This is a genomic window from Streptomyces sp. NBC_01255 (assembly GCF_036226445.1).
Lineage (GTDB): Bacteria > Actinomycetota > Actinomycetes > Streptomycetales > Streptomycetaceae > Streptomyces.
The window spans coordinates 425460-445902 of the sequence record NZ_CP108474.1; the positions used below are offsets into that span (position 1 = coordinate 425460).

The 20443-nt window shown below is 69.9% G+C and carries 19 protein-coding genes and 3 pseudogenes; 11 read left to right on the forward strand and 11 right to left on the reverse strand.

Going from position 1 to position 20443, the window contains the following annotated elements:
* The first annotated feature begins 257 nt into the window (after window positions 1-257).
* Complete coding sequence (locus OG357_RS01825; RefSeq protein WP_443066613.1) at window positions 258-551, forward strand: hypothetical protein; 294 nt, start codon at window positions 258-260, stop codon at window positions 549-551.
* Window positions 552-565: 14 nt separating this feature from the next.
* Here OG357_RS01825 and OG357_RS38745 read toward each other — a convergent pair.
* Window positions 566-919 (reverse strand): annotated as a pseudogene (locus OG357_RS38745) (IS5/IS1182 family transposase); the annotation flags it as partial.
* A gap of 12 nt (window positions 920-931) precedes the next feature.
* Window positions 932-1261: pseudogene (locus tag OG357_RS38750) on the reverse strand (transposase); the annotation flags it as partial.
* Here OG357_RS38750 and OG357_RS01835 point away from each other — a divergent pair.
* Both OG357_RS01835 and OG357_RS01840 read left to right on the forward strand, forming a co-directional pair.
* The gene (locus OG357_RS01835; protein WP_329619396.1) at window positions 1154-1933 is read left to right on the forward strand and encodes a hypothetical protein; all 780 of its coding nucleotides are present in this window, start codon (window positions 1154-1156) and stop codon (window positions 1931-1933) included. The pseudogene OG357_RS38750 and the gene OG357_RS01835 overlap by 108 nt on opposite strands.
* A gap of 175 nt (window positions 1934-2108) precedes the next feature.
* Window positions 2109-2612 carry an N-acetyltransferase gene (locus OG357_RS01840; RefSeq protein ID WP_329619397.1) on the forward strand — a complete coding sequence of 168 codons (504 nt, stop codon included), beginning with the start codon at window positions 2109-2111 and terminating at the stop codon, window positions 2610-2612.
* A 570-nt stretch (window positions 2613-3182) separates the two neighbouring features.
* Here the strand turns inward: OG357_RS01840 and OG357_RS01845 are convergent.
* Both OG357_RS01845 and OG357_RS01850 read right to left on the reverse strand, forming a co-directional pair.
* Window positions 3183-3398 carry a hypothetical protein gene (locus OG357_RS01845; protein ID WP_329619398.1) on the reverse strand — a complete coding sequence of 72 codons (216 nt, stop codon included), beginning with the start codon at window positions 3396-3398 and terminating at the stop codon, window positions 3183-3185.
* Window positions 3399-3665: 267 nt separating this feature from the next.
* Entirely contained in the window at window positions 3666-4148 is a 483-nt protein-coding gene (locus tag OG357_RS01850) for an SRPBCC family protein (RefSeq protein ID WP_329619399.1), read from the reverse strand.
* A 62-nt stretch (window positions 4149-4210) separates the two neighbouring features.
* Here OG357_RS01850 and OG357_RS01855 point away from each other — a divergent pair, with 62 nt between their 5' ends.
* The 5 genes from OG357_RS01855 (at window position 4211) to OG357_RS01875 (ending at window position 9715) form a co-directional block, all read left to right on the forward strand.
* Window positions 4211-4804: a TetR/AcrR family transcriptional regulator gene (locus tag OG357_RS01855; protein WP_329619400.1), complete on the forward strand. Its 594-nt coding sequence runs from the start codon at window positions 4211-4213 to the stop codon at window positions 4802-4804.
* A 418-nt stretch (window positions 4805-5222) separates the two neighbouring features.
* Entirely contained in the window at window positions 5223-6146 is a 924-nt protein-coding gene (locus OG357_RS01860; protein WP_329619401.1) for a CehA/McbA family metallohydrolase, read from the forward strand.
* Window positions 6147-6748: 602 nt separating this feature from the next.
* Entirely contained in the window at window positions 6749-7351 is a 603-nt protein-coding gene (locus OG357_RS01865; protein WP_329619402.1) for a DUF485 domain-containing protein, read from the forward strand.
* Window positions 7348-8967 (forward strand): sodium/solute symporter, encoded by a 1620-nt coding sequence (locus OG357_RS01870; protein ID WP_329619403.1) that lies wholly within the window; start codon window positions 7348-7350, stop codon window positions 8965-8967. The genes OG357_RS01865 and OG357_RS01870 overlap by 4 nt, the downstream gene beginning before the upstream one ends.
* 496 nt (window positions 8968-9463) lie before the next feature.
* Window positions 9464-9715, forward strand: coding sequence for a hypothetical protein (locus tag OG357_RS01875; protein ID WP_329619404.1), 252 nt, complete (start codon window positions 9464-9466; stop codon window positions 9713-9715).
* Between the two features lie 470 nt (window positions 9716-10185).
* On the opposite strand, the gene OG357_RS01880 is transcribed toward OG357_RS01875, so the two are convergent.
* The gene (locus tag OG357_RS01880) at window positions 10186-10476 is read right to left on the reverse strand and encodes a DUF6300 family protein (RefSeq protein ID WP_329619405.1); all 291 of its coding nucleotides are present in this window, start codon (window positions 10474-10476) and stop codon (window positions 10186-10188) included.
* Window positions 10477-10957: 481 nt separating this feature from the next.
* Here OG357_RS01880 and OG357_RS01885 point away from each other — a divergent pair, with 481 nt between their 5' ends.
* Window positions 10958-12775, forward strand: a complete 1818-nt coding sequence (locus OG357_RS01885; protein ID WP_443066614.1) for a protein kinase domain-containing protein — start codon at window positions 10958-10960, stop codon at window positions 12773-12775.
* Between the two features lie 625 nt (window positions 12776-13400).
* A pseudogene (locus tag OG357_RS01890) lies at window positions 13401-13574 on the forward strand (IS5/IS1182 family transposase); the annotation flags it as partial.
* Window positions 13575-13728: 154 nt separating this feature from the next.
* On the opposite strand, the gene OG357_RS01895 reads toward OG357_RS01890, so the two are convergent.
* Both OG357_RS01895 and OG357_RS01900 read right to left on the reverse strand, forming a co-directional pair.
* Entirely contained in the window at window positions 13729-14382 is a 654-nt protein-coding gene (locus OG357_RS01895; RefSeq protein WP_329619406.1) for a response regulator transcription factor, read from the reverse strand.
* Window positions 14379-15572 carry a sensor histidine kinase gene (locus OG357_RS01900; RefSeq protein ID WP_329619407.1) on the reverse strand — a complete coding sequence of 398 codons (1194 nt, stop codon included), beginning with the start codon at window positions 15570-15572 and terminating at the stop codon, window positions 14379-14381. The genes OG357_RS01895 and OG357_RS01900 overlap by 4 nt, the downstream gene beginning before the upstream one ends.
* Window positions 15573-15810: 238 nt before the next feature.
* On the opposite strand from OG357_RS01900, the gene OG357_RS01905 reads away from it, so the two are divergent.
* Entirely contained in the window at window positions 15811-16665 is an 855-nt protein-coding gene (locus OG357_RS01905) for an SDR family NAD(P)-dependent oxidoreductase (RefSeq protein ID WP_329619408.1), read from the forward strand.
* A 169-nt stretch (window positions 16666-16834) separates the two neighbouring features.
* Here the strand turns inward: OG357_RS01905 and OG357_RS01910 are convergent, their stop codons facing one another.
* The 4 genes from OG357_RS01910 to OG357_RS01925 all read right to left on the reverse strand — a co-directional run bounded on the left by OG357_RS01910 (window position 16835) and on the right by OG357_RS01925 (window position 20421).
* A complete protein-coding gene (locus OG357_RS01910; protein ID WP_329619409.1) occupies window positions 16835-18040 on the reverse strand; it encodes an ABC transporter permease in 1206 nt (401 codons plus the stop codon).
* Window positions 18037-18744 (reverse strand): ABC transporter ATP-binding protein, encoded by a 708-nt coding sequence (locus tag OG357_RS01915; RefSeq protein ID WP_329619410.1) that lies wholly within the window; start codon window positions 18742-18744, stop codon window positions 18037-18039. The genes OG357_RS01910 and OG357_RS01915 overlap by 4 nt, the downstream gene beginning before the upstream one ends.
* Window positions 18741-19667: a peptidoglycan-binding domain-containing protein gene (locus OG357_RS01920; RefSeq protein ID WP_329619411.1), complete on the reverse strand. Its 927-nt coding sequence runs from the start codon at window positions 19665-19667 to the stop codon at window positions 18741-18743. Before OG357_RS01920 ends, OG357_RS01915 begins: the two co-directional genes overlap by 4 nt.
* A gap of 217 nt (window positions 19668-19884) precedes the next feature.
* Window positions 19885-20421, reverse strand: coding sequence for a hypothetical protein (locus OG357_RS01925; protein ID WP_329619412.1), 537 nt, complete (start codon window positions 20419-20421; stop codon window positions 19885-19887).
* Window positions 20422-20443 lie beyond the last annotated feature (22 nt).

Genomic DNA, 20443 nt, shown 5'->3' on the forward strand with positions numbered 1-20443 from the left:
TTGGGAGGGGGAACGGGGACGACCCACATGAGTTGCCCGACGGGGCGCACGCCAGCAGGAGGTCGGGAACCGGTTCGAACCGTCTACCGGGATTCGTGTCGCCCTTCCCGGAGCTGACCGGATTCCGATAGGCGGACCCGCCTCGGCACTATTGCCCTTCCAGCCCTCGATTCCCCACGCCCTCCTTCCCAACGGCCTCATCGGCCTCATCGGTTAGGGTGCCTGTCCGGCGGATCATGAGGCCATAGGGTCTGACCGTGATGAACCTCCAGGTCCGAGGCGAGAACGGCACGATCGAGGCCCGCGCGAAGCACGGTGTGGTCTGGGGTCCTGAGCTGGCTGGTCTTGATCAGTCAGTGTTTCCCATGCTGGGACACCTGCTGCCGTACGCGGACACTGTTTTCAACCACCGGCAGGTGTCGACCCTGTTGGACGAGGTACCGCGGCTGCCTGCAGGCGTGCTGACTGATGAGTTCGCGCGCGAGTTGATCGAGCTGGGTCAGGTAGTTCTCGACGGACAGGGCCTGTACCTGTGGTTCCTCGGGGACTGAGACTGCAGGTCGGCTCGGTCCCGGAGCCATAGCCGGACAGCCGCGGTGGTGACGGTGCCGTGGAAGACGTAGGCCCTCTTGTCGTAGCGAGTGGCGACGGCCCGGAAGTTCTTGAGCCGGTTGATCGTCCGCTCGAGCTCGTTGCGGCGTTTGTGGATCTCGCTGTCGAAGCCGGTGGGCCGGCCGCCCCCACTGCCGCGGCGCTTACGGTTGGCCCGCTGGTCCTTCGGCTCGGGGATGGTGTGCTTGATCTGGCGTCTTCGCAGGTAGCGCCGGTTCCGACGTGAGCTGTAGGCCTTGTCTCCACCCAGGTGGTTCGGCCGAGTGCGGGGGCGACCGCCCTGCGGGCGGGGAACGCGGATCCGTTCGCTTGCGAGCTCGTAAACAGTCTTCCAGCTGCCGAAACGCTCGGGAAGGTCCCGCAACGGTACGCCCGTCCGGACCCTCAACGAGAACCCGTTGATCACCCTGCGGTGATCGTTCCACCGTCCCCCACGCAACCCAGCAGTGCTCGACTCCAGTTCAGGCGCCGCCGCGTGTCCGGTAGATTGAGAATCTTCGGCCGGTGGGAGCCGCCCGGAGTCCGCGAAGGCGATCCTGCGATGAACATGGACGAGACCCGCGTGCGTCTTGACGACGCGCTGAGCACTTTGGCCGAGGCCTTTCAGGGGATGACCGCCCACCCGGATGAGTCCCAGTGCGACTGCCACTGGGGCAGTGCGGAAGAGCTCGCGTTGTTGAAGACGGCCAATGTGCAGCTTGAGGCCGACCTCTTGAACCGTACCTGGCAAGCGACCGACTGGCGGGACCGTGCGGCCATCCTGCGCCGCATCCTCCCCCAGTTCACGAGGGCTCTCGTCGGCGGCTGCCTCGATCTCACCAGTCCTCTGGGGCACCCTGGTGCCGTATTCGCTGCCGGTGAGTGGCAGCAGTGGCCCGCCCGCCAGTCCCGAGCAGTATGGGAGTTCCTGCACGCCTGGTGGGCTCACACCCTCAACGACGCGCATCCCGCCGTGCCCGCTGACGACGTACTCGCCGTGTGCACCGAGGCAGCCGGCACGCTCACCCCGTGGCTCTCCGTCTGGGAGCAGCAGAGCCATCCCACGGCCACCGAGCACCTGGCCGAATCGCTGGACGGCTGGGAGTACGACCTGCTGATGGACGTACTTCCCTGGCGTACCGACCGGGACGAGGAAGGTGCGGAGGAGACACGGGTGGAACTCACGACCTGGACGATCAGCCATGCCCCTGCCCGGCTGCGGGCCCAGCATGCTCCCGAGCACTTGCTCCACGCGGTACGGCTACTCGGCCTCACCGGCCCCGACCGCTGGTACGACCCTCACTGGCCTGTCCCCACTCCGCTTGGACCGGCCGCGGAATGACACACGATGGCGGGCCGCCTCAGAACCCGTTGCCATACCGATCATGGAGTCTGTCGATCGAACGGGAGTCTCGATCGGTTGATCGCGGGCACTGCCCGGCATGAGAGCCGGTCCTGGCGGTACACGGGCAAAATCCAAAGGAACGGAGGGCCGCGCGCTGCTACGGTCGGGCGCTATGAGCTGGCTTCCCGATGACTTCGTCCATCCCGTCCTGGTACCGCTGCCGGGCGGTGGCCATCACCTGCGGCCGATCCGGGAGGCGGACACCCCGCTCGACTATCCGGCTGTTATGGGTTCGCGCGAGCGGCTGTGGACCATCTTCGGCCCGGCCTGGGGCTGGCCTGCGGCCACCATGACCTACGAGGCCGACCAGGCCGACCTGTTGCGGCACGAGAAGGAGATAGCCGCACACCAGTCCTTCAACTACGCGCTGTTCGACGCGGCGGAGACAGCTCTGCTCGGCTGTGTCTACATCGACCCACCGGAGAGGGCCGGCGCGGACGGCGAGATCTCCTGGTGGGTGGTGGACGAGCTGGTGGACAGCAAGGTCGAGCAGGCCCTCGATGAGCTGGTGCCGCAGTGGATCGCCGCCGACTGGCCGTTCGAGCAGCCGCGCTTCCTCGGCCGAGAGATCTCCTGGTCGGACTGGCTCGCCCTGCCGGAGCACTCCGACGCGTAAATCGCTTTTGTCGCACCGAGAGGTTCGGTTGCGGGTCGGACTTGGGTGCTCGGTTGGGTGCTCGGCTCGTGGCCGGTGAATGAAAGCAGGGCCTCCCGCACAGCTCATGGGTGTTGAAGTCCGTTTCCCGCCTGGCACCGGGTCTACGTGTTCTGCTGCCGCTGGCGGGACAAGGGCCTGGTCAAAGAGTTCCACGACCGGCTGCGTGGGAAGACCCGCGCCGCGGCCGGCCGGGACCCGGAGCCGACCGCAGGCATCATCGACTCCCAGTCGGTCAAGGCCGCGGCGTCCGTGCCCGCCTCCTCGTGTCCTCGTGTCCTCGACGAGCCAGCCTCGCGCGGTCAGACGCTTCGCCTTGGACCGCACCCCTTCGATCTTCGCCGGAACGAGCTCGAGGTCCAACAAGCTGGCGAGTTGCCGGCAGATCGCAGACCCTCGCCGGCCCGCTCACGATCGGCCAGGACGCGCATGATCCGCTGGTAGTCCGGCGGCAGCACCGTCACGTCCAGCCCTTCCCGCCGCACCGGCACCACTGAGCCGGGCACCGCCCGGACCACCGCCGGTTCCGGCTCAACCGGCCGGGCATGGAAGGACTCGCACGTCCTTGGGTTCGCCGGCCTCGGACAGCACCTCACTCACCGTTTCCTTCGCGATCACCAGGCGATCCCGCGCGGCCTCCGCCTCCTCCAGCTCGGCAACAAGCCGGTCCAGCTCGTTCCGCAGCAACTCCACCCGCTGCCGGGCAGCGACCTCCCGCTCCTCGATCAACCCCATCACCAACGGCATCTGACGCCTCCGCCAAAGAGAGAACACGACGTGTCATCTCTATTGCAGCGGAGGCAACTTCACGCTTGACCAGCGGAAACCCGGCCATCACACCCGGAAGGACAACAGATTCTCAGTCCCCACCGTAAGCGTCACAAGATCTGCGGCAGAGCCGATGAACACGCTCACTTTGGATGCGCTGAACGCCGCGCCCGGTTCGCCCTCAACCCTTTGGAGAGTGCTGACCCCCTGTGACGCAGTCCCGGACGTGAGCCGCCTGCTGGGTGGTCAGCGCGCGAGCCCGCACAGCATCCGTACATAGGGGCTCCAGCGTGCCGGGCGGTCCACCGTGCCCGTGCAGGCCAGTTCGGCGCGGTCCAGGCTGTCTTCCAGGAGGGCGTCATGGAGGGGGCGGAAGACGAGCGGCCAAGTGAGGCGGGCAGGGCCGTGGACGGCCATGGCGAGGGTGTGGCGCAGCAGTGTGTGGTCCTGATCGACGGTGAACGCGGCGTATTCGTGGAATCCGTGGAAGCCGCGCGGGCCGCTGAAGGTGAAACGGACCCATTGCGAGGGGATGTGCGTGGCGACGGTGTAGCGGACCGGGCCGTGTCCGCCGGCCGCCCCGGCCGCCAAGGGGCGGTCGAACTCCATGGAGGGCCAGCCTTCCTGTGGCCACAGTTTGTCGTCGCTGCTCGCCAGGGTGTCTATCAGCGCTCCCACCTCGCTTCGCTTCGCGGCCAGCAGGCGCTCGTGCACGTTGTAGACGCCCATGCGTCCTCCTCAGACTGTTTTAGAGAATGGTCTCTAATATTGTGGAGAGTACTCTCCAACTCATGGCAAGACCACCCCGCTTCGATGTGAACCAGCTCCTCGACGCCGCCGTGCGACTGGCTGCCGCAGCGGGCCCGGCCGCAGTGACGATGTCCGCGGTCGCCACGGAGGTCGGCGCCCCAAGCGGTTCGGTGTACCACCGCTTCCCCAGACGGACCGCGCTGCTTGCCGAGGTGTGGCTGCGGACGGTGGAGCGCTTCCAGGAGGGCTACTTCGAGGCCGTCGAATCAGGCATCGACGCACGGCGGGCGGCTTGTGCGGCGGCGCGCCACGTCGTCGCCTGGAGCCGAGCACACCCGCAGGAAGCCGCGCTCCTCCTCTACGGCGCCGAGGACTTCGGGCGCGCGGACTGGTCCGAGGCAGACCTCCAGCGCGCGGACCGCGGCAACCAGCGGGTGCGTGCCACCCTCGCTTCTCTCGCTACCACCCTGGGCGCTGAAGGTCCGCAGGCCACGGAACGTGTCGCGCTCGCCGTGGTCGACCTGCCCCTCTCGCTGGTCCGCCGCCACCTCCGGGCCGGCGACCCCCTCCCCGCCCACGCCGAGGACCTCGCCGAGGAATGCACCGCGGCACTGCTGACGAGCGTCACCGCTTAGCGGATCCCCTGGAACCCAGGTCCCAGGCCGCGCCGGCTGGGCCGACGTCGAGTTCGCGGGGCGGGCAGCGCTCCTGGCTCCGGCGGCGTGGCCGGCTCCGGGGCTGGGCGGTACGCAGGCGAGGCCTGGTTCCGGCCGCCGAGGCGGAAACCCCGGCATCGGACTGCGGCTTCAGGGGCGAGGCTCTTGCCGACAGGTGTGTTTCTCGGCCAGCTCGAACCGCGGGTGGTGCGGCCTGCCCGACGTGAGGCACCAGGCCCGGCTTCCTGGCTACAGACGGGGCAGGCCACGTCGTACACCTGCCACACAGGCCGGGCCTCCCTCTCCTCCCGCTGCCGTTCTTCACGCTCGTCGATGATGGGCATGGACCGGACGCGTTCGCCAGACACCCTGTCTGACCAACCCCAGGAGGACTTGGATGCAGAGCCTGCCCTTTGACCGACCGGGCCGCTTCTGGCGAGGGAATCTCCATACGCACTCCGACCAGTCCGACGGCGCCCTGTCCCCCGAGGCCACGGCGCAGTACTACCAGGACGCCGGATACGACTTCCTGGCTGTCACCGACCACTTCCGATCCGAGTACGGCTTCCCGCTGACGGACACCAGGCCGCTGCGTACGGAGGGGTTCACCACCCTGCTCGGCGCCGAGCTACACGCGCCGCGCACGGAGGCCGGACCGTCGTGGCACATCGTCGCCGTCGGGCTCCCGCTCGACTTCACACCGCCCACCCTGGAGGAGACCGGACCGCAGCTGGCCCGCAGGGCACGAGCCGCCGGCGCGTACGTGGGCATGGCCCACCCCGCCGCCTCTCTCCTGAGCACCGCGGACGCCGAAAGCCTGGACGCAGCGCACGCGGTGGAGGTCTACAACGCGCTCGCCGCCCGCGAGGACCGCGGGGACAGCTGGCACCTGACCGACGTCCTCCTCAACCGGGGCCACCGGCTGCACACCTACGCGGCCGACGACGCCCACCTCCAACCCCAGGACCCGCCGGGCTGCGCCGCCTGGGTCCAGGTCCGCGCCGAGTCCCTCGACCCGGACCAGCTCCTGGCCGCGCTCAAGGCCGGGCACTACTACTCGTCCACCGGCCCCGAACTGCTCGACGTCAGCCTCACGAGCGAGCACATCACCGTCCACTGCTCCCCCGTCCGCAAGATCCTGATCACCGGCTGCGCCCCCGGGGCACAAGTCGTGCAGGGCAAAGACCTGACGGACTGCACCCTGCCCCTGGCGATGTTCGGCAACGGATTCTGCCGGGTCACCGTCGAAGACGAGACCGGCGGACGAGCCTGGAGTAACCCCATCCACCTGGCGCCCACCGCGGCCGCCGGCACTCGATGACTCCTCCTACGCCTCCCACCCGCCCTCCGAAGGGAACCCCTGGCATGCTCTGGCCCGCCCTGCGCGCGCCTACGGGCGCATGGACAACGACCAACTGACCTCAACCAGGAACGTCCGAGCCGAGGGCCCCGGCGCTGCGCAGAGCGCCGCCCACCGCCCCCTCACCGACGAGGAGGGCCCCCTGGTCCTCGACCTCGCCCGTACCGGGGACACCGGCCGGCCGCGGGGTGCCGACCGGTGCCGCAGGCGGGCGGAGAACTGGGCGGAGGCGTTCCTGCCATCGGCAGCAGGGCAGGCCGATCCGGTCGGGGGGCAGCCGAGTGCATCCACCCGACCACATCGTCGGCCCGCCCGGCGCATTCGCCGGACCGGCCGTGCCGAGCGGCCTTCCCGGCCCCATGGGCGGCCCGAGACTCACCCGTGACCTGCGGAAAGATCCACGACGGGGATTACCTCGGGTTCCGTCGCCGCACACAGGATCGTCACCGAACCGACATACCGAGCGGTCGGAAACCTCTTACGCAGGGGCTATACCCATGAGTAACGTACGCGGACCACCAGCGCCACCCGCCCGTTCCCCGGGGCTGCAAGGAGCAATATCGATGTCGTACCACCAACCTTTCCCCGGCCCACCGCCCGTACCGCAGCACCGGAATGCCGGGCGGCACCGCCAAGAGGCGGCGTCGCAGTCCTGGGAGGGTGGATCGCCGTCCTGGGACACCGATCCACAGGCAGCCTGGGACTCGTCCCCGCGAGCGTGGGACTCCTCGCCGCAGGGCTGGGACTCCGCGCAGCAGCCCTGGGACGCGTCCCCGCAGCCGCAACCGCCCGCCGCCACCGACGATCGTGATGATCTGCGCCGGCTCGGATCGGCCTACCGCAGGCTCCGCCGCGTCGCCACCTTCACCGCGCTCGGCTACTTCGTCATCTTCCTTTTCCTGTCCGGCTACGCCCCCTCGATGATGACCAGCAACATCACCGGTGGTCTCACCACCGGTCTGGTCCTGGGGCTCCTCCAGCTGCCCGTGGCGCTGGCTGCGATCGCGCTGTACGAGCGGATCGCACGCAACCGCGTCGACCCGCTCGCCGCGGCGATCCGCGAACGCGCCGAGCAGGCGGCCGCGGCAGCCGCGCCCCGGCCGGAACGCCAGAGCCGCTCCGGACGTCCCGCGTGGCAGCAGCCCACCGGAGGTGCGCGCGCATGACCAGCTTCAGCTCCGGGGCCCAGACCATGTCGCTGATGGCGTTCATCGCCGTCATCACTGTCACGCTGCTGCTGTGCGTGATGACCGGCCCCGATCGTGACGACCTGGGCGAGTTCTACACCGGCTACCGCTCACTCTCCCCCGTGCAGAGCGGCCTCGCGATCGCCGGCGACTACATCTCCGCCGGCACCGTACTCGGCACCATCGGCATCATCGCGCTCGTCGGCTACGACGGCGTCACGCTCGCCCTGAGCACCGTGCTCTCGCTGGTCCTGATGATGTTCCTGCTCGCCGAACCGCTGCGTAACGCCGGCCGGTTCACGATCGGCGACGTCTTCACCCGGCGTCTCCCCGGCCCCGCCGTGCGGATCATCACGGCCGCGGTCACCCTGACCGCACTGCTGCCGCTGGTGATCTTCCAGCTCGCGGGCGCGGGCGATCTCCTCTCCGTCATCCTCGGCTTCGACGCCGACGGCTTCAAGACCGGGGCGATCGTGTTCCTCGGCCTGCTGATGATCGCGTACGCGGCGATCGGCGGCATGAAGGGCACCGCCTTCATCCAGATCGTCAAGACCGTCGTCCTTCTCGGCGCGTCCCTCGCGATCGCCGCGCTCATCCTCAACCGCTTCGACTTCAGCCTGCCCTCCCTGCTGGACGCCGCCAAGCGCGGCAGCGGGGCGGGAGACGCCTATACCGCCTCCGGTCTGCAGTTCGGCGGCAACGAACTCGACATGATCAGCACTCAGTTGACGGTCGTGCTCGGCGCCGCGGTGCTGCCGCAGATCACCATGCGCATGTTCACCGCACGCAGCGCGGCAGCCGTGCGGCGCTCGATGTCCTGGGCCGTGTCGACCGTCGTCGTGACCTGTCTGCTGATCGTCATCATCGGCTTCGGCGCGGCGGCGATCGTCGGCCACCAGGGGATCGTCGCCGGCGACCCGCAGGGCAAGACAGCGTTCCTCATGGTCAGCCAGGCTGTCATGGGCACGGACCAGACGACCGTCGAGACACTGCTGTTCGCGGCCGTGGCGACAGCCATCTTCCTCACCCTGCTGGCCTCGGTCGCCGGGATCACCCTCGCCTGCGCCAACACCCTGGCGCACGACCTCATCACGCACGGGCTGCGTCACAAGGTGCAACTGAAGGACTCCGCAGAGATGGCCATCGCCCGGACCGCCGCGGCGGGCGTCGGGCTCGTGGCGATCGCGATCGCCGCCGGTGCACGGCATCTGAACCTTCAGGCACTGCTCACCCTGTCGTTCTGCATCGGCGCGTCCGCGGTCGCACCGGCCCTCATCTACAGCCTCTTCTGGCGCCGCTACTCCCGTACGGGACTGCTCTGGACCCTCATCGTGGGCAGCGCCTCCGCGTTCATTCTCATGACCGGCAGCAACCTGGTGTCCGGATCGCCCCAGGCGATCTTCCCGGACCAGGACTTCAACTGGTTCCCGTTCACCACGTCGGGCATCCTCTCGGCCCCGCTGGGCTTCCTCGCGGGCTGGCTCGGCACGGTGCTCTATGAACGCGACCCGGCCGACCAGCGCATGCGGTACGAAGCGGAGGAGGGGACGATCCTGGCCGGCACACCCGCGGCGAACAGCGCCTCCGCGTCCTGACGCGCACGCCCCGACGAAAGGACGCCCGGCCTGAAGTTCCAGGCCGGGCGCCCTTTCGGCTGTCCCGGGGTGCCTAGGGCCTCTCGTTTGGATCTTGCCGGGCTCGCGTGCGGGCGAGTCGAGCATGACCGGTGGTCCGCTTGGAGAGGTTCCGGCTGATCGTTGCAGGTCAGGTGGCGGTGTCGGTGCAGGCTGTCGACTCGGACGGGCTGTTGGTGGAGCGTCAGCTTCGGCAGGGTCGGCTGATTTGTCCGGCGTGTGAAGCGGTTCTGGCGCCGTGGGGTCATGGCCGGCCGCAGTCGATCCGGGGTGACCTGGGAGCCCGGCTGTTTCTGCGGCCGCGCCGTACGCGGTGTTCGGGCTGCAAGGTCACGCAGCGCGAAGCGCATCCGAGCAGCTGCGCTTGTCGCGCTACCTGTAACTCACGGTGCGGAGGAGAGCCCGGGGGGTGATCCTTGGGGCAGCCGTGTGTTCGTTCACTGTCAGGAGGCTTGCCATGGCACTTACCACCGTCGTTTCGATGACTGTCAGCGACGATGCGCTCGACGAGGCTCGCAGGGCTCTACGGAGCCTGGCTGGTAGCACTATCGGTCCAGTGGAGAGCTCCATTCCCCGGGTCGACGGCCCGGGGACGAGAACCAAGATGGTGCTGTCGCTGGCCGGCGATGTCCGGGAGCAAGTGGACGAGCAGCTCGCCGCGGTGCCTGTCCTCGCGTACGAGGTCAAGGTCGTGCCGAATGCGGCTTGAGCGACGCATCAAGCGTTCGCAGTACGGCGAGTCTCAGCGTCCCCGGTATTCGAACAGGCCTTTCTTTTGGGCCGTGGTCGATACCTTGCCGCAAGAGTGCTCCCCGGCCATGCGGACCCTGCCTGTGATCGCATGCCCTGCGGCTACCCGGTGACGCGGACCCGGAGCTTGTACCGCGCCCCGCGCCGCCGGGCCCGTGCAGGTTCACACGAGGCACTGACACGGAGGCGCAGGCTGGGCAGGCGCACGTCGTCTTCGTGTGTGAAGGATGGCCCGGCTGTGCGAAGAAACGTGCGGAACGGCTGTTACCCGGCCTGATCACACTGATGGCGGAGTGTGCTGAGTGGTGCGACCGATGGCGCGCCGGAGTACGCAAGGGGCTTGTGGTTGATCAGGCAACGGGTGGGCGCGGCGGTCAAGGAATGTCACGGCCACGTCTGTCGCATCTGCGTGCCCCGCGCGGGTGATAGTTACGGATATGTCCGTACCTGGTAACCGGCCCTAGTCGGCATTCCGACAGGGCCGACGGGGCTGCAGAGTCTGGGTCCTCGGCCCGCACCGGACCGGGACCCGCACCGCAGCAGAGACGGGGCATCGGCAGCTGCGGGCCGCTCGGTGTCGCCGGTGTCGCAGGCCGGGCACAGCTCCAGGTGGACCGGGCGCCCGCGGGCATCGTCCACCGGCGCGACCGCACTGATGACGAGGTCCCCGCGGCAGCGGGAGCACTGCGGCAGACGATTCTTGGTCTCGATCATGGCCATGTCCGCCGCTCCCCTCCGCCGGCCCCGCCGGGCCCGTACCGGTGGCAGGCGGTACCGCCCCGCCCCTACGTGGTGAACCGGGTGGCTGTGCGCGCCTGTGGCCTCCCGTGGGGAGCCGGGAGGCGGGCGCGGCCCGGCCCCCGCGGGGCCGGGCCGGCGGCCATGCACCGCAGGAGTCGGGCTGCGGGGGCCGCTTGTGGTTCACCCTGCCACCGGGCCGGTCGGCTACGCCAGAGGCACGCACGAACCGGCCACCGGCATATTCCTGATCTGGAACGGGCTCCACCGGACTCAGCCGGTCAGGCCCCTTCCTTCGCGCCCATGTCCGGTTCTTCAGGCCAATAGAGGCGCTGACCTCGACCGGCGGAGGGCCTGCTGGCGCCCTCCTCCGGATGTAGCCATGCCGTGAGCTCGTCACAAGCACCCTGAGTCCTAGCTAGTCTTGATCGACCGAAGTGGCCTTCCAGGGGAGCTAGTTGTCGTGCAGCCTTTGCAGGAACAGGACCCCGACCGGGTCGCCGACTACCGACTCCTTGGCCGGCTCGGGGAAGGCGGCATGGGGGTGGTCTATCTGGCCCGGTCACCGCGGGGCCGGATGGTGGCGGTGAAGACCATCCGCGCCGAGCTGGCGGCGGCCCCGGACTTCCGCCGTCGGTTCGCCAAGGAGACCGCCGTGGCACAGCAGGTCGGCGGGGACTGGACCGCCGCCGTGCTTGCGGCCGACCCGGAGGCAGCACTGCCCTGGGTCGCCACGGCGTACGTTGCCGGTCCGACCCTGCAACAGGTGGTCGCAGAGCAGAACGGGCCGCTGCCAGAGCATTCGGTGCGCGGCCTGGCCTCCGGATTGTGCCGGGCTCTGGGTGACATACATGCCGCCGGTCTCGTCCACCGTGATCTGAAGCCGTCGAACGTCATGGTGACCATCGACGGGCCGAAGGTCATCGACTTCGGCATCGCCCGCGCTCTGAATTCCACCACCGGCGGCCTGACCAGCACCGGGGTGGTGATCGGGTCGCCCGGCTTCATGTCACCGGAGCAGATCCGCGGCGAGCGGCTGACCGAGGCGAGCGACATCTTCTCGCTGGGCACCGTCCTGGCCTTCGCCGCCTCCGGACGGCTCCCCTTCAATGCGGAGGAGGGCCAGGCCCACGCCCTGATGTACCGGGTGGTGCACGAGGCACCGGACCTCACAGGAGTGCCCGAGCCGCTGCGTGAGCTGACAGCGGCCTGTCTGGCCAAGGATCCGGCCGATCGGCCGACGCTGGCCGAGCTCCGGGAACGGCAGGAGACGCAGTACCGCTCGCTGGGACCCTGGCTGCCGCTGGAGGTACTGACCCGGCTCGGACAAGAGGCCGTCCAACTCCTCGACCAGGAGGACCCCCACACCCGGATGGGTCCAGTCGCGGACGCCCCGCTCGACGCGGACCCTGCCGCCGAGGCGACAGTTGAGGGTCCGACCCGGCCGCTGCACCCGCCCACTGCCGCCGCCCAGGCAGACCGGGCAGTCCTGCCCCACCAGGCCGGCCCTGCGGATGAGCCGCCGTCCCGGCTGGTCGACGAACGCCGCCGCGCGCGCGGCAGGACGGAACCGGCCGACGGGTACCGAGCCGCCGTCTACTGGCTGCTCGGACTCTCGGCCCTTGCCTCCGCACTCTCAGCCGTCCACCAGCTCATCGTCTTCGCTACCGTCCCAGGGCGCAGGCAGGAGGAAAATCTCTACCCGGAATGGGACGACGCCTGGGAGAACATCGCTGACGTGGAGCGGTGGAACAGCATTCCGTTCCACGCCCTGTTCGCCGCCCAACTCCTCTTCAGCACAGCGCTGGCGGTCAGCTGGCTCATCTGGTTCACCCGGGTGCGCGCCGCCGCCGAACAGTTCGCGCCCGGCCGGCTGCGCTACCGCCCGTACATGGCGGTGGTGGGATGGGTCATCCCTGTCGCGAATCTCTTCCTGCCCAAGCAGATCGCCAACGACGTCTGGCATGCCTCCAGCCCACCCGGCCACGGCACAGCCCCGGCGCCCCGTCTGCTGCAAGGCTGGTGGGCCGCCTGCCTGTTCGCCCTCGTGGCCGGGCCGCTCGTGCTGACTCCGTGGACCGCCCTCCTCGACCGGAGGACCCTCAGCGAATCACCCCCGGCGGGAGCGAGCTGCTGCTACTCGTACTACTACGAGTACGAGTTCAACCCGGAAACCTGGCTCACCCTGGTTCTGCACGTGCTGGTTGTGCCGGCGGCGGTCGTCGCCGCCGGCTACGTCCGTCGACTGGCCGCCATGCAGGAGGCCAAGGCCCGAAGCTGACACTGCCGGGCCGGGCCACAGCGGGCCGTTGCACGCGCCGCGGTGCGGCTTCGAGGTCGCGGACGCCGGGTCGGGTCGACCGGACCGGTGAGGTGGACAGTGCACGCGGTGGTGGAGGCCGGGCCCCTCGCGGCGGCGAGCAGGCGGCCGGCCTCCAGACTGTTGTCCGCACTCACCCAGACGTAGGCTCGCGCGGGTTCGACGACCAGGGCCGCCCCGTCCGCAGTCGCCGGGGCTGCCTCGCCCCGAAGGGGAGGCCCGGTGCAGAACGACGTACTCGTGGTCGGCTTCGACCTGGAGACCCGGCGGGAGGTGCACATCGCCGAGGGACCGCCGGAGCGCTGGAAGCGGCTCGGGTACGGCGGCACGGGCCAGCTGGTGTGCTTCTCCTGCTTCCAAGGGTCCGCCGGCACTTCGCCCACCCGCCCGGGCGGGCCCCAGCCGGCGGCCACGGTCCGGAGACGGTCTGGCACATCACGACCGAGCACACACTGGCGGCCTGGGCGCGGACGAGGCCCGGGGTCGCCCGGGTGCGGCTGGAGCAATGCACGGAGGACCGCGACCGCCGGGCCGACGTCGAGGTTTTGCTGGAGGACGGTACGAAGATCCTTGCGCTGCGCCGCCAAAGCACACCATCCCGAAACCGAAGGGCCAACGCGCCCATCGTCGACGCAAAGGCAGTGCGGGCGGAAGACCAACCGGCTTCGACTCTCACCGCTACAGGCGCCGCAACGAGGTCGAACGGACCATCAACCGTCTCGAGAACTCTCGCGCTGTCGCGACCCGTTACGACAAACGAACTGCCGCTGGGGAGGACCGACCGCGAAGAACAGCGCCACCAAGAAAGCCCGGGAAAGCTGCAAAGCCCCGGGCCAGGACCGCTATCGCAACGATCCGCGCAGGTCAGCGCCCCGCTCTCCACGCCTTCTACATCACCTTCTACGGCCGGCGGCTCACTTCGGCGTGATGCCGGTGAGGACGGCGAGAACAGCGAGACGGATGCGGTTGTCCCGGCCCGTCTTCGCCATCAGGCTGGCCACGTGCGTCTTCACCGTGGTAACCCCGAGATGCAGCCTGTCGGCGATCTCCTTGTTGGACAGGCCTACCCCGAGCAGTCCGAGCACCTCTCGCTCGCGCGGGGTGATGGCCGGCACCGGGATGTCCGTAGGAGTGTCCGAGGAGGAACGGGTGTGGAGAGCCTGGGCGACGAGGCGGTCAAGGACGTCCCGGCTGAAGGGGGCCTCTCCGTTGGCGGCACGGCGTACGGCCTCCAGGAGTTCGGCCGGTGGGGTGTCCTTGACGAGGAAACCGCAGGCTCCGGCCGCGAGCACCGGATACAGATGGTCGTCGTCGTCAAACGTGGTGAGGGCGACGACCCGGGTGGCAGGGCGTGCGGTCACGATGCGGCGGGTGGCCGTGATGCCGTCCATGCCGGGCATTCTCAAGTCCATGAGGACGACGTCGGGAGTCAGGCGTTCCGCCAGTCGTACCGCCTCCGCGCCGTTGTCCGCCTCGCCCACGGTCTCGATGTCCTGCGCCTGCTCGAAGAGCATGCGCAGTCCCATACGGACGAGCTGCTGGTCGTCGACGACGAGCATGCGGATCACGGCTGGGGCTCCATGGCGGGTGCGAAGGCGGGAAGTTCGGCCGTGAGCCGCCAGCCCTGAGCGGCGGGGCCCGCATCCAGCCGGCCGCCGAGCAGGTCCACGCGTTCACGCATGCCGATCAAGCCGTGTCCGGAAGGGCCGGAGGCCGGTGGCCGGGCCCTTCCGGCGCCGTCGTCGTGGATCGTCACGTGAACGGCGTCGTCGGCCACCCGCACGGCCAGCTCGGCGTGTGCGCCGGGCCCGCCGTGCTTGGCGGCGTTGGCCAGGCCCTCCTGGGCCAGGCGGAGGACCGCGAGGCCACGTACCGCGTCGAGCCGCGCGGCGCGGGGATCCACGGAAGCGGTTACGGTCAGGCCGGTCTGGCGGCTGTGTTCCACCACCGACTCCAAAGCCGCCGGCAGAGCTCCGGGCTCGACCAGGGAGCCGGTGTCGGGACCGGTCCGGGCCGGGGCTCGCAGTACGGCGACCAGGCGCCGCAGATCGGTCAGTGCCGCGCCGGCACTGGAGTGCAGGTCGTCGAGGACTTCGGTGATCCGCGGGTCGGTGGTGCTGGTGGCTGCGGTGACATGCCGGGCAACACCGACGCGCAGCACCATGGAGGAGACGTGGTGGGCCACGAGGTCGTGCAACTCGCGCGCGATGGTGGTGCGCTCCGCCGCGCGGGCGGCCAGCAGCTGTTGTTCGGCACGGAGTTCCTGCTGTTCCGCGTGTCGACGGGCATGCACCGCAGCGTCGCGGGTCACGCGTACGTACGCGCCCAGGAGCAGGGGCAGGCCTGCGACGACACCCATCTTGTAGAGCACCGGCAGGAGTTCGCCGGGCAGGTCTTCGAAGCGGTTCACGGCGACGGCAAGTGCCAGGCCCGTCGCTCCGGCGGCGAGGCGGCGTCCTGACTGCTGTACCGCCAGCTCGAAGAGAGTGACGGCGGCCAGTACCTTCAACGAAGGAACGATGCTCGCGCCCAGCGTGTGTGCGGCAACGAGCAGGCCCGACTGCGCCAGGAGCGCGCCGAACACCCATTTCCCCGCGGCCAGGCACAGCAGGAGCCCGGCTGCGGCGAGGCCCCAGTCTCGTGCCCCGGACGGCCGCTGCAGCAGCAGGAGATAGCCGACCATGACGCCGGCAAGCGCCAGGATCCGCGTGCCGGCGAATCTTCTGTCGAACGCAGGCTCAATCCAAGCTCTGTTCACACCCCCACGATAGGCGGACGCCTGTGCGCCCGGGTCCTGCCATGGGAGGAGGCCACCTCCTCCCACCGGCCGCGATGTCCGGCCCGTGGAGGGAGTCGGGAACCCGGGTCGGGCGGCGAGAGTGAGCGTCATGGATACCAACGCGCATACGGCCACGAGCGCCAACGCAGACGCAGAATCCACCGCCATGGGGCGGCGGTCCCTCCTCGGTGGTGCGGCCGCTCTGGGGCTGGGGAGCGTGGCCTTCGGCACCGCCGCCCACGCGACCGGCACCCAGTCGAGGTCCCGCACCAAGGCCGGCCGCTTCCAGGGAAAGTCCGTGCTCATCACGGGTGGCACATCCGGCATAGGCAGGGCGGCGGCGAAGGCGTTCGCCCTTGAGGGCGCCCATGTCGGATTCTGTGGCAGGCGAGCCGAGTTGGGGCGCCAGGTGGAACGCGAGATCCGGGACGCGGGCGGCGAAGCCACGTACATCGCGGCCGATGTCCGCGTGGACGCCCAAGTTCGCGGCTTCGTGGACCGAGTCGCGAGCCGTTACGGCGGCATCGACGTCGCCTTCAACAACGCCGGCATCGGCGGCGGCAGACTACCCCATGAGATGAGCGTCGAGGAGTGGGATGACGTCCAGGCCACCAACGCCCGGGGAGTGTTCCTCGCGATCAAGTACGAGATTCCGCACATGCTCAAGGCGCAGCGCGGCGTCATCATCTGCACCTCGTCATCAGCGGCCGAACAGGCGCGGCCGAACGGCGCCGCGTACACCGCAAGCAAGCGGGCGGTGCAGGGCATCGTGAAGTCCGCAGCCCTCGCGTACGGACCCAAGGGAATCAGGCTCAACGCCCTGCTGCCCGGCACCACCGATACTCCCTTCGTCCGCCCGCCGGGAATCCCGGACGCGGATTGGCTGAAGTACAAGCAGGCGTGGGGACCGCTCAACGTCGACGGCCTCGAACGGATGGCCGAAGCCGAAGAGATCGCGCGCGCGGTGCTCGGGCTCGCGTCCGACGACTTCCCCTACATGACGGGTGCGTCGATCACCGTGGACGGCGGAAGCACCGCGGGCCGGAAGTTGATGCAGCCGAGCGTTACGTGAGGCTGGGGCTTTCCCCGGAGGAGCACGGACTCTTCGGAATGGCCCTCGGCACACACGACAGCTCGGGGTCTCCACCAAGATGGCGGAGACCCCGCGCCGTGCGGCCTCGGCACTGCTCGGTGGTCATTTCCCAGGACGCGCACGATGAGGCGGCAGGCCTTTTGCCTGGTCAGGGGGTGGCCAGGGCCTCCGTGGGCGAGAGTCGGGAAGCGCGGACGGCCGGGTAGAGGCCGGCCAGGGTACCGATGGCCAGGGTTGCGGCGATACCGCCGAGGACCGCCCAGGGGGGTATCACCGCCGGCCAGTCCTGGGAGAGGGCGTACCCGGTGGTGACGACGGCTCCCAGAAGTGCGCCGCTCGCCCCGCCCAGCGCGGACAGCAGCAGGGATTCGGCGAGGAACTGGCTGCGGATGTGTCCCCGGGTGGCGCCGAGGGAGCGGCGCAGGCCGATCTCGGCGCGGCGCTCCAGGACCGAGATGACCATCGTGTTCGCCACGCCGACGCCGCCGACGAGCAGAGCCACCGCGCCGAGACCGAGGAGGAGGCCGGTGAAAGCCTTGCTCGCGGCCTGCTTGGCGACCAGGGCTTCGGACGGCCGCGAGACCTTGACCTCGTTCGGCGCCTGGGGATTGGCTGTGGCGCCGAGGACGGATCGGACCGCTTCCACGTCGGCGTCCGTGCTGCGCACGTCGACGCGGGTGGGCCGGCCGTCGAAGCCCAGCACGGTCTCGGCGACCGGCCAGCCGACGAGGGCCGCCGAGTCCAACTCCGGGGCAAGGGCGACCGGTTCGAGGATGCCGATGACGGTGAACCACCGCGCGCCGATCAGTACGCGGGTGTCCGGGCGGGCGTCGCCGACGCCCAGCCGTTCAGCGGCCTCGGTCCCGAGCACGGTCGCCGGATGCCTGCCGGTCGCCGCGTTGAGCCAGGTGCCGCTGCGCAGCCCGGCCCCGGTGGCGGCCGGGAGGCTCGTCCGTACCGCGTACGTGGTGATGCCGCCGTTCTCCGTCTCGGGGATCTTCTCGGTGCGGAAGACGTCGGCGCCGGGGAGCTTGCCGATGGCCGATGTGGAGGTCACCGGCCGGACACGCGAGATCATTCCTTCCGTGGTGGCCGGGAGTCGGGCCGTGCCACCGGTCAAGGTGTCGCCCGGGGCCACGGTGAGCAGGTTGGTCCCGAGGGTGGCCAGGGCGCGGTCGAGCTCGGCGCGGGAGGACGAGGAGACCCCGACCACGGCGACCATCGCGGCGATGCCGATGGCGATGCCCAGCGCGGAGAGCACGGCTCGCGTCGGGCGGGTCCGCAGGCCGACGGCGCCGACCCTGACCACGTCGCCGGGCCTCATGCGGGCCGGCCGCAGGATGTCGGTGGTCATCGGCTCACCTGCCCTACCGGGGCTTCCATGGGGGCTTCCTGTCGGCCTGCGTCGTCGATGACCCGGCCGTCGCGCATGCGCACCTGGCGGGGCAGGGACGCGGCGAGCTCTCGGTCGTGAGTGATGATCACGACGGTGGTGCCGGAGGAGTGGAGTTCGCGCAGGAGCCGCATCACCGTCTGCCCGGACACGGAGTCCAGAGCGCCGGTCGGTTCGTCGGCGAGCAGCAGCGTCGGGTCGCCGGCCACCGCGCGGGCGATGGCGACGCGCTGGCGCTCGCCGCCGGACAGCTCGTTCGGGTGGTGGTCCATGCGGTGGCCGAGGCCGACGCGTTCGAGCATCTTCGCCGCGCGGCGTCGGCGCTCCGCCGGACGAAGCCCACGGTAGAGGAGCCCGTCGGCCACATTGTCCAGGGCCGAGGTGCCTGCGGAGAGGTGGAACTGCTGGAAGACGAATCCGATCCGCGAGGCGCGCAGGGCAGACAGCTCGGTGTCGGACAACGCGCCGACGTCGTGTCCGGCGACGTGTACGCGACCGGTGGTGGGCCGGTCCAGGGTGCCGAGCAGGTTCAGCATCGTCGACTTGCCGGTGCCGGAGGGGCCGACGATGGCGGCGAGTTCACCGGGACCGATGGCCAGGGAGACCCCGTCGAGGGCGGTCACCGCGCCGGGGTAGGTCTTGCTCACATTCGTGAGGGTGATCACTTGGGCATCCCCGCCTTGGCGCCCCGGGCGATGCCGCTGCCGGAGATCTCCACCCGGCCGTCGGCGAACAGCCCTGTGGTGACGGGGACGTACGTCGAGGTCGACCCCTCTACCAGTTCCACCCCGAAGCCGCCCTCGGCGAGGGCCAGCAGCGCGGCGACGGGCACGGTGAGGACGTCCTTGCGTGTGCCCGCGGTGAAGGTCACGTGGACGCCCGCCTCGTCGTACGCACGGACGGCCTCGCGGGCCCGGGCGTCCGTCAGCCCGACGACCACCTTGATCTTCGTCTCTGCCTTCTTCTGCCCCTCCGCAGGCTTGGACACCGTGGAAACCCCGCCGATCGACCCCTGGACCGCGGCCCCGTCCGGGAGCGTGACCTGGACGGCGGTGCCCTGCTTGGCCAACCGCCGGTCAGAGATGTCCAGTTCCGCCGTGACCGCCCTGGCCGTGCCGGTGTACGAGAGCAGCTTCCGGCCCGGTCCTGTCTGATCCCCCAGCTCGGCCTCCAGACCCGCGACACGGATCGCGCCGGCGGTGAACAGGACCCGGCCGGGCTCCACTGTCCCGGTCTCCTTCAGGCCGAGATCGTCCTGCCACCGCCGTACGGCTCTCGCCGTGGCGTCGGTGTACTCCTCGTCGGGTGCGAATCCGGTGTAGCCGAGCGCGGCGAGGTTCTCCTCTAGTTGCCTGACATCGGGTCCCTCGGAGCCCTTCGCCAAGGCGCGGTAGGCCGGGAGCGATCCGTACAACACCACGACGGGCTGGTTGTCCACCGCGTACAGGGCCTTGCCGCGAGTGATCTCCGCGCCCGACGCGGGAAGTCGGGTGAGCGTGCCCGGAAGCCGGCCCACCGCGGTCCGCTCCCTGCCGAAACCGAGCCGGGCGTCGGCGCTCCTGGTGTCCTTGAGTGTCTGCCGGAGCACTTCGGCCGTCGCCGGGGGAGCCCGTTCGTCGACCTGCCTCCGGCCCTGCCGCTGCCGTCCGGGGTGAGGACGGCTGCCGTTCCCGCGCCGGCCGCGGTCAGAACGAGGAGGGCGGCCGTCATCTTCGTGGCGCGTCGCGTACGGTGTCGCCGACGGCCGCGCCGGGGTGGCGGGTCCGCCTGCTGCTCGTCGAAGGGTTCATCGGAGTGCGCGACCGTCACTGGGCGCTCCCCGCCTGCTCGCGCTCGCCCTGGGCGCCGCCGCATTTCTTCCAGGCGTTCCCGAAGTCCGGGTCCTCGGCCTGTGCGGGGCCGATGTCGATGCCCTGGCCCTCCTTGGGATCGGCGAAGTCCGCCACGCCGTTCTCGCGCATGCACCGCGCGAGGTCGAGCATGGCCTTGCGGTCCTTGGAGTCGCTCTGGTCGGCCGGTGCCGGCGGCGCGACCGAGCGGCATGCCTCCATGGCCTTGTCCGCCTTCTCCTTGTTCGAACCGTCGATGGAGAGCCCGATGCCCTGACCGGGCTTGGGGTCCGCCACGTCCAGTCCCTGCTGCCGGAGGCACCGCGCGTACCTCACGTTCGTCTCGTCCCGGCTCAGGCCGGGAGCGGCGCTGCTCGTCGCGCTCTTGGTACCGCCGTTCGCGGAGGTCACCCCGCCACCACCGTCGGCCCCGGACCCGCAAGCGGTGAGGGTCAGGGCCAGGGCGGCCCATGGCAGGGCCCGGAACAGGGCGGGGGTTCGTGTACGAGGCATGTGAGGCGTCTCCTTGCCGAGG

Coding starts and splice junctions, on each gene's coding strand:
- OG357_RS01850 (WP_329619399.1), bottom strand. CDS start 4,148: ATGGGCGTCTACAACGTGCACGAGCGCCTGCTGGCCGCGAAGCGAAGC.
- OG357_RS01870 (WP_329619403.1), top strand. CDS start 7,348: ATGACCAGCTTCAGCTCCGGGGCCCAGACCATGTCGCTGATGGCGTTC.
- OG357_RS01840 (WP_329619397.1), top strand. CDS start 2,109: ATGAGCTGGCTTCCCGATGACTTCGTCCATCCCGTCCTGGTACCGCTG.
- OG357_RS01910 (WP_329619409.1), bottom strand. CDS start 18,040: ATGACCACCGACATCCTGCGGCCGGCCCGCATGAGGCCCGGCGACGTG.
- OG357_RS01855 (WP_329619400.1), top strand. CDS start 4,211: ATGGCAAGACCACCCCGCTTCGATGTGAACCAGCTCCTCGACGCCGCC.
- OG357_RS01860 (WP_329619401.1), top strand. CDS start 5,223: ATGCAGAGCCTGCCCTTTGACCGACCGGGCCGCTTCTGGCGAGGGAAT.
- OG357_RS01925 (WP_329619412.1), bottom strand. CDS start 20,421: ATGCCTCGTACACGAACCCCCGCCCTGTTCCGGGCCCTGCCATGGGCC.
- OG357_RS01865 (WP_329619402.1), top strand. CDS start 6,749: ATGTCGTACCACCAACCTTTCCCCGGCCCACCGCCCGTACCGCAGCAC.
- OG357_RS01875 (WP_329619404.1), top strand. CDS start 9,464: ATGGCACTTACCACCGTCGTTTCGATGACTGTCAGCGACGATGCGCTC.
- OG357_RS01880 (WP_329619405.1), bottom strand. CDS start 10,476: ATGGCCATGATCGAGACCAAGAATCGTCTGCCGCAGTGCTCCCGCTGC.
- OG357_RS01835 (WP_329619396.1), top strand. CDS start 1,154: ATGAACATGGACGAGACCCGCGTGCGTCTTGACGACGCGCTGAGCACT.
- OG357_RS01845 (WP_329619398.1), bottom strand. CDS start 3,398: ATGCCGTTGGTGATGGGGTTGATCGAGGAGCGGGAGGTCGCTGCCCGG.